Raw genomic sequence first — 6,294 nt, forward strand, 5'->3', positions numbered from 1 at the left:
CCGCCCGCCCCCCACCCCCCGGCGCCGCAGGGCCCCGGCGCCAAGGCCCTGGTCCTGCGCGGCGTCTTCGCCTCCTTCCCCGTCTGGTCGCTCGGCCTGCTCGGCTGGGTGCCCTCCCTCCGCTTCGCCCTGCTGCGCCGCCGCGCCCTGGACTGGGCCGTCCTCGGCATCACCCTCGCCCTGACCGTCGCCGAGATCCTGGCCATCGCCCTCGTCCCGGACACGGACTCGGACGCCGGCGCGCTGGCGGGCCTGTTCACCATCGCCTGGATCACCGGCGCCACCGTCCACGGCGTGATGGGCGACCGCTTCCCGCGCCGCCCGCCGGCTCCTCTGCCCCCGTCCCCCTACCTCGCGCACCCGGCGGCGGCGCCCGCCGCGGCGTTCCCGCCCGCCGTGTACCCGATGCCGACGGCCCCCGCCGCCGCGCCCCCGCACCCCGGGCCATCCCCCCGGATGCGGCAGGTGGCCTCCGAGCTGGACGAGCTGGGTGAGCTGCTGCGCCGGCAGGAGGGCCGGTGAACGGCCGCCTCCTGGCGGGGCGTTATCAGCTCACCGAGCCGCTGGGCAAGGGCGGCATGGGCGAGGTCTGGTCCGGGCGGGACACCGCCCTCGGCGGGCGCCGGGTGGCGGTCAAGCTCCTGCACGCCGACCGCCTCGCCTCCCTCTCCGGCACCACCGACCCCGAGGAGCTGCGCCGCCGCTTCCTGCGCGAGTGCCGCGTCACCGCCCGCATCGACCACCCCGGCCTGGTCGCCGTGCACGACGCGGGGCAGGACGGTGAGGAGCTGTTCCTGGTCATGCAGCTCGTGGAGGGCAGCGACCTCGCCGACCACCTCGCCGAGCACGACCCCTACCCCTGGCCCTGGGCCGTGGCCGTCCTCGCCCAGCTGTGCTCCGCCCTCTCCGCCGTGCACGCCGTCCCCGTCGTCCACCGGGACCTGAAGCCGGGCAACGTCATGGTCCGCCCCGACGGCCGGGTCACCATCCTCGACCTGGGCATCGCCGCCGCCCGCGGCGACGGCGAGGACACCCGCCTCACCCGCACCGGCACCCTGCTGGGCACCCCCGTCTACATGGCCCCCGAGCAGGCCGTCGGCGAGCCGCCCGTCTCGCCCGCCGCCGACCTCTACGCCCTGGGCGCCATCGGGTACGAGCTGCTGACCGGCCGCGTCCCCTTCAGCGCCCCCAACGCCGCCGGCCTGCTCTACAAGAAGCTGCACGAGGAGCCCGCCCCCCTCCTCCACCTGCGGCCCGACGCCCCGCCCCCGCTGGCCGGCCTCGTCCACCGCCTCCTGGCCACGGACCCCGGGCAGCGCCCCGCCGACGCCCGGCACGTCTTCGACGTGCTCGCCGCGCTGCTGCCCCGCCCCACGGCCGCGCCGGTCCCGATGGACCCGACCCGGCCGTTCTCCCACCCCCTGGCCCCCTGGCCGCCGCCCCGCCCGGCCGAGCCCGACCTCACCGCGGCCCTGGACGAGATCAAGCGCCTGCTGTCCCTGGGCCACTACCCCCAGGTCGCCGAGCTGATCGGCCGCACGCTGCCCCAGGCCGCCGCACGGTACGGCGAGGCGTCCCCGGTCGTGCGCGCCCTGCGCAAGCAGTACGCCGCGACCCTCCTGGACACCGCGCAGTACGCCCGCGCCCTGCCGGAGATCCAGCGCCTGGCCCACGAGTTCACCGCCGAGCGCGGCCCGTACGACCCCGTGGTCGTCCAGCTCCGCGCCGACGAGCGGCTGTGCCTGCGGCAGTTGGCGCAGACGACGGGGTTCACCGGAAGGTACGGGCCTGTGCCGCCGCCGGGCCTGGCGCCCTGAGGACCCCCGGCACGGAGAGGTCCCGGCCGCTAAGCCGGGACCCGGATCGAAGCCTGCTCCCCCGCCAGGACTCGAACCTGGACATACGACACCAAAAGACGCAGTGCTGCCAATTACACCACAGGGGACGGTGTGTCGGTCGAGACGGCCTCCCGTCAGACCCCCGGACCGACGCCCCCCATCATGCCAGCCCCGCCCGCCCCGATGCGACGGTGAAGCGGGCGTTCGCACCGCCCGTCCCGGCACTCCCGGCCGGGCGGGAGCTCCCCGGTCTACGCGCGCGCAACCCGGCTGAACACCGGACGTTCGCGCCCTTAGGCTGGGCCGTATGAATGCGACGGGGGCGCCTCGGGCGCGGGCGGGTCACCGCTTCGCGCTGCTGTGGTGGAGACGGCGGCGCAGTGTCGCGCTGGACGCGGGCCTGGCGGTGCTCTCCGCCGCCGAGTGCGCCGCCCAGGGGGTCGCCTTCGCACAGCGCACCGGCCTGCCGGTGGCCCTGGTCTCGGTCTCCGGCGCGCTGGCCGGCCTCGTCCTGATCGTCCGGCGCCGCTGGCCGCTGGCCGTGATCCTGGTCGCGGTCGCCGTCTTCCCGGCCAACATGGGCGCCACCGCCGCCCTGGTCGGCCTCTACACCCTGGCCACCACCGACGCCCCCCGCCGGATCATCGGCGCCCTGGCGGCCATGGAGGGCGCCGGCATGGTCATCGTCTCCTACCTCCTGCTCGACCGCGACGCGGGCGTGCAGGAGCAGGAGCTGCCGGCGTGGTTCCAGTTGCTGGTCGCGCTGCTGTGGGGCGTGGCCGCCGTGGTGCCCCCGGTCCTGCTGGGCATGTACGTCCGCGCCAGGCGCCGCCTGGTGGAGTCGCTGCGCGACCGCGCGCTGGGCCTGGAGCGCGAGCTGGCGCTGCTGGCCGAGCGGGCCGAGGAGCGCGCCGAGTGGGCCAGGGGCGAGGAGCGCCGCCGCATCGCCCGCGAGATGCACGACGTGGTCGCGCACCGGGTGAGCCTGATGGTGGTCCACGCGGCGGCCCTCCAGGCCGTCGCCGCCAAGGACCCCGAGAAGGCCGCCCGGACCGTCGGCCGCAACGCCTCGCTGATCGGCGACATGGGGCGGCAAGCCCTGACCGAGCTGCGCACGATGCTCGGCGTGCTGCGCGCCGACCAGAGCCCGCCCTCGGCCGCAAGCGCCGCGCGGCCTCAGGAGGCGCCCGGCGCGTCGGCGCACGCCCCGGCGGAGGAGGGGCAGGACGCGCCCCCCGCGCCCGCCCCGGCCGTTCCGGAGGAGCGCGGCCCCTCGCTGACCGAGCTGGGGGCGCTCGTGGACCAGTCGCGGGCCGCGGGCATGACGGTCCACCTCGCCGTGGAGGGCGAGCCCCGCGGCTACCCGGAGCAGGTGGAGTCCACGGCCTACCGGGTGGTCCAGGAGGCGCTGACGAACGTCCATAAGCACGCCGCCGGCGCCGCGGCCCAGGTCCGGCTGGCCCACCGCGACGGGGAGGTCGCGGTCCTGGTGCAGAACGAGCCCCCGGCCAACGGCGCCGCCTCCGCCGCCCGGCTGCCCAGCGGGGGCAACGGCCTGGTCGGCATGCGCGAGCGCGTGGTGGCGCTGGGCGGCGGGTTCGTCTCCGGGCCCACCGACGCCGGGGGCTTCCGGGTCTCCGCCGTGATACCGGACCGGCGGGACGCCCGTGCCTGAGGCCCGGGCGGGCGGCTGTGAGGGGGACCGGGCCGGGGCCCCGGAGCTGTTCGGGGAGCGTTTCGCGGCCGACCCGTACCCGGCGTACGCCTGGCTGCGGGAGAACGCCCCGGTGCACCGCGCCACGCTGCCCAGCGGCGTCTCGGCCTGGCTGGTCACCCGGTACGCCGACGCGCGCCGGGCGCTGGCCGACCCGCGGCTGAGCAAGGACCCGGGCCGCCACCGCGCTGCCGAGCACGCCTCCGGCCGGGTCGGCATCCCCGGCGAGCGCGGCGCGGGCGTGATGACGCACCTGCTGAACATCGACCCGCCCGACCACACGCGGCTGCGGCGCCTGGTGTCCAAGGCGTTCACCCCGCGCCGGGTGGCCGCCTTCGAGCCGCGCGTGCGGGAGCTGGCCGACGGACTGGTGGACGGGTTCGCGGGGCGCGGCTCGGCGGACCTGATCGACGAGTTCGCCTTCCCGCTGCCGATCTACGCCATCTGCGACATGCTCGGCGTCCCGCGCGAGGACCAGGAGGACTTCCGCCGCTGGGCCGGGATGATGCTCCACACCGCCGGGCGGCGCGGCGGTGTGGGCCGGGCGGTGAAGCACATGCGCGGCTACCTGGGCGAGCTGATCCACCGCAAGCGCGGCGCCCCGGGCGAGGACCTCATCTCGGGCCTGATCCGAGCCTCGGACCACGGCGAGCAGCTCACCGAGGAGGAGGCCGCGGCGATGGCGTTCATCCTGCTGTTCGCGGGCTTCGAGACGACCGTGAACCTCATCGGGAACGGCATGCTCGCCCTGCTGCGCCACCCCGCCGAGCTGGGGCGGCTGCGCGAGGCGGTGGCGGCCGGGGACGAGGGACTGCTGGCCTCGGCCGCGGAGGAGCTGCTGCGCTGGGACGGCCCCGTGGAGGTGGCGACCTGGCGCTTCGCGAGCGAGTCGCTGACCCTGGGCGGGCAGCGGGTGGCCGCGGGGGAGCCGGTGCTGGTGGTGCTGGCGGCGGCCGACCGGGACCCGGAGCGCTTCGCCGACCCCGAGGCGCTGGACCTGGGCCGGGGGGACAACCCCCACCTCGGGTACGGGCACGGCATCCACTACTGCCTGGGCGCCCCGCTGGCCCGTGTGGAGGCGCGGACCGCGCTGGCGGCGCTGCTGCGGCGCCTGCCCGCCCTGCGGCTGGCGGTGCCCGCGGAGGAGCTGCGCTGGCGCGGCGGGCTGATCATGCGGGGGCTGCGGTCCCTGCCGGTGGAGTTCGCCCCGGAGGGCGCGGCCGGGCCCGCCCCCGCGAGCGCCCCTGGGAACGCTGCCACACGCGCCCCTGGGAACGCGGCGGGCGGACCCCGGGCCGGCACCGGGACGTAATCGGGGCGTGATCCGGGTGGGACCGGGTTGTGATCGTGTGCGCGGGGCGGCTAGGTTCCCCTCAACCCCTTCCTCCGCTCAGTCCCTTCTCCCACGCACCACCACCCCCACCGCCCCGCGCCGGCGCCCGCCGCCGGCCGTCACCGCTCGCTTGGAGGCCCGCAGATGCTCGCCGGGACTGGTCGTCGCCGTTTTGTGCTGGGGCGGGAGCTGCGCCAGGAGGGGGACGACATAGACCGGGCCGAGGAGGCGGAGGAGGCGCAGGCCGAGGAGGAGATGGGCGGCCCCGAGGAGGCGGTCCTGCCCGGACGGGCGGCCCGCGGCCACGCGGTGTGGGCCATCGCGGTGGTGTGCGGCGTGTCCGTGGGGGTGGCCGTCTCCCGAGCGACCCGCATATCGGGCATGAGCGGCATAGTTCGCCTTTCGGTCGATATGCCTCGCGTCCTCCCGCTCCGGGTGGGGGAGTTGGCGGTCACGGCCCGTTAGGCGGCGGGCCGGCCCGGTCACTTCGCTGGTGTGCAGATGTGACCATCCTCTCGTCGTCCGGGGTCCCGCCCGGCCCCCGCGCGACGGCCGGGACGTTGCTGACCAGGGGTGACGTTCCGCCGTTCCCGTCAAGCGTCCGCCGCGCCCAATATCGTCAGCTTTCTTGAATCGTTAGCACTTGTGTGTTTAGTGTCCCTCCGCCTGGCGTTCCGCCGGGCACCGGGGCCGCAACGCCGAATCCTGCCGCCGGCCCGGGGAACCATCGCGCGCACCACCGCAGGCAGGAGCGGGGGACCCGGCCACGACCCGGACGACCACGTCGCCCGGGCCGTGGATGCCGTGCCGGACCGCGATCACTCGCGGCCCCCGGACCGGCTTGGGGTGAAGCCTCAGGCGGCGCAAGGCGCTCGAGGCCGGGCAACTCACCTGACCCGAACCCGACAGCTCACCTCGCAGGCGTCGGTGAGAAGGAACGTCATGCTGTTCACCGGCAAGGGCCGTCACCGCCGTCCCTCCAGACCGCACCGGTTCGCCGCCGCGGCCGGCGTCACCGGCGCCGCGGTCGCCCTCCCCTTCCTGGGCGCCACCGGCGCCAACGCCGCCTCCGTCAGCACCTGGGACGCCGTCGCCCAGTGCGAGTCCGGCGGCGACTGGTCGATCAACACCGGCAACGGCTACTACGGCGGCCTGCAGTTCTCCCAGTCCAGCTGGGAGGCGGCCGGCGGCACGCAGTACGCGCCGCGCGCCGACCTGGCCACCAAGGACCAGCAGATCGCCGCGGCCGAGCAACTGCTCGCCATGCAGGGCCCGGGCGCCTGGCCCGTCTGCGGCGCCCGGGCCGGCCTGACCGCCGGCGGCCCGGCCGCCGCGGTCGACCCCTCCGGCGGCTCCGCCGAGGCCGCCCCCGAGGCCGGGAGCGGCGCGGAAAACGGGGACGCGAACCG

Annotated in this window: 6 protein-coding genes, 1 tRNA gene and 1 riboswitch; of the genes, 6 read left to right on the plus strand and 1 reads right to left on the minus strand. The window is 76.5% G+C overall.

Annotation, left to right across the window (positions count from 1 at the left end; genetic code table 11):
- Both RM780_RS27350 and RM780_RS27355 read left to right on the plus strand, forming a co-directional pair.
- Positions 1–522: hypothetical protein (locus RM780_RS27350; RefSeq protein ID WP_311633599.1), on the plus strand; the 522-nt coding region annotated here is incomplete at its 5' end.
- Positions 519–1,817, plus strand: a complete 1,299-nt coding sequence (locus RM780_RS27355; RefSeq protein ID WP_311633600.1) for a serine/threonine-protein kinase — start codon at positions 519–521, stop codon at positions 1,815–1,817. The genes RM780_RS27350 and RM780_RS27355, both read left to right, overlap by 4 nt.
- 56 nt (positions 1,818–1,873) lie before the next feature.
- Here RM780_RS27355 and RM780_RS27360 read toward each other — a convergent pair.
- Positions 1,874–1,945: transfer RNA gene (locus tag RM780_RS27360), tRNA-Gln, on the minus strand.
- A 200-nt stretch (positions 1,946–2,145) separates the two neighbouring features.
- Here RM780_RS27360 and RM780_RS27365 point away from each other — a divergent pair.
- The 4 genes from RM780_RS27365 to RM780_RS27380 form a co-directional block, all read left to right on the plus strand.
- Positions 2,146–3,513 (plus strand): sensor histidine kinase, encoded by a 1,368-nt coding sequence (locus tag RM780_RS27365; RefSeq protein WP_311633601.1) that lies wholly within the window; start codon positions 2,146–2,148, stop codon positions 3,511–3,513.
- The gene (locus tag RM780_RS27370) at positions 3,506–4,864 is read left to right on the plus strand and encodes a cytochrome P450 family protein (protein WP_311633602.1); all 1,359 of its coding nucleotides are present in this window, start codon (positions 3,506–3,508) and stop codon (positions 4,862–4,864) included. Before RM780_RS27365 ends, RM780_RS27370 begins: the two co-directional genes overlap by 8 nt.
- Positions 4,865–5,029: 165 nt before the next feature.
- Positions 5,030–5,350 (plus strand): hypothetical protein, encoded by a 321-nt coding sequence (locus RM780_RS27375; RefSeq protein ID WP_311633603.1) that lies wholly within the window; start codon positions 5,030–5,032, stop codon positions 5,348–5,350.
- Positions 5,351–5,680: 330 nt separating this feature from the next.
- A riboswitch (cyclic di-AMP (ydaO/yuaA leader) is annotated at positions 5,681–5,824 on the plus strand.
- A 3-nt stretch (positions 5,825–5,827) separates the two neighbouring features.
- Positions 5,828–6,294, plus strand: a 467-nt coding sequence (locus RM780_RS27380) for a transglycosylase family protein (protein WP_311633604.1), incomplete at its 3' end; no start/stop codon positions are given.

This window comes from Streptomyces boetiae, assembly GCF_031845405.1.
GTDB lineage: Bacteria > Actinomycetota > Actinomycetes > Streptomycetales > Streptomycetaceae > Streptomyces > Streptomyces boetiae.

Excerpts from the sequence above, each read along its gene's own strand:
- RM780_RS27365 (WP_311633601.1), top strand. The coding sequence starts at position 2,146 with ATGAATGCGACGGGGGCGCCTCGGGCGCGGGCGGGTCACCGCTTCGCG.
- RM780_RS27375 (WP_311633603.1), top strand. The coding sequence starts at position 5,030 with ATGCTCGCCGGGACTGGTCGTCGCCGTTTTGTGCTGGGGCGGGAGCTG.